This window comes from Myxococcus llanfairpwllgwyngyllgogerychwyrndrobwllllantysiliogogogochensis, assembly GCF_006636215.1.
In the GTDB taxonomy this organism is placed as follows: Bacteria; Myxococcota; Myxococcia; order Myxococcales; family Myxococcaceae; genus Myxococcus; species Myxococcus llanfairpwllgwyngyllgogerychwyrndrobwllllantysiliogogogochensis.
On the sequence record NZ_VIFM01000611.1, the window covers coordinates 1 to 620 of the forward strand.

At 71.5% G+C, this 620-nt stretch carries 1 protein-coding gene; it reads left to right on the top strand.

Annotation, left to right across the window (positions count from 1 at the left end; all coding sequences use genetic code 11):
• Positions 1 to 569: phage tail protein (locus tag FJV41_RS53010; protein ID WP_438616793.1), on the top strand; the 569-nt coding region annotated here is incomplete at its 5' end.
• Between the last annotated feature and the right edge of the window lie 51 nt (positions 570 to 620).

A 620-nucleotide genomic window follows, 5' to 3' on the forward strand; every position in this document is an offset into this window, starting at 1 on the left:
GTGCTGCTGCACTCTGGCAGGACTTGGTCGGGCTGAAAGATCGCTTCGCGACCATGGGCGGCGACCTGATGGACGGCCTCAAGAACGGCATCGTGTCCCGCCTCCCGAACGTTCGCGAGGCAATCGGGGGCGTCGCCGATTCGGTCGGCTCGTGGTTCAAGGAAAAGCTCGGCATCGCCTCCCCGTCGCGCGTCATGATGCAGTACGGCGCCTGGGTCAGCGAGGGCGCGGCAATCGGTATCGAGGGCGGGAACCCTGCCATCCGGAAGGCCGCGGCCGGCATGGTCGCGGCGGCCTCCATCGGCCTGCCAGCCATGGCCGCCGGCGGCCCGGTGCCGTCCATCGTGCAGCCGTCCGCGCTCACCATCGACAGCCGGCCGCCGCTGTCCGCGCCTGCGCCGGCGCGCTCGCCGATCGCCGGCGGCGGCAACACGTACCACATCACCGTCAACGTCGCGCCCGGAGCGGACGGCCGGGCGATCGCCGCGGCCATCGGTGCCGAGCTGGACCGCCGCGACCGCGCCGCCAGCGCGCGCGGCCGCTCGTCCCTCTACGACCTCGGAGACTGACTGCATGCAGCTCATGGCCCTCGGGCAATTCGTGTTCTCTCTGCCTACGCT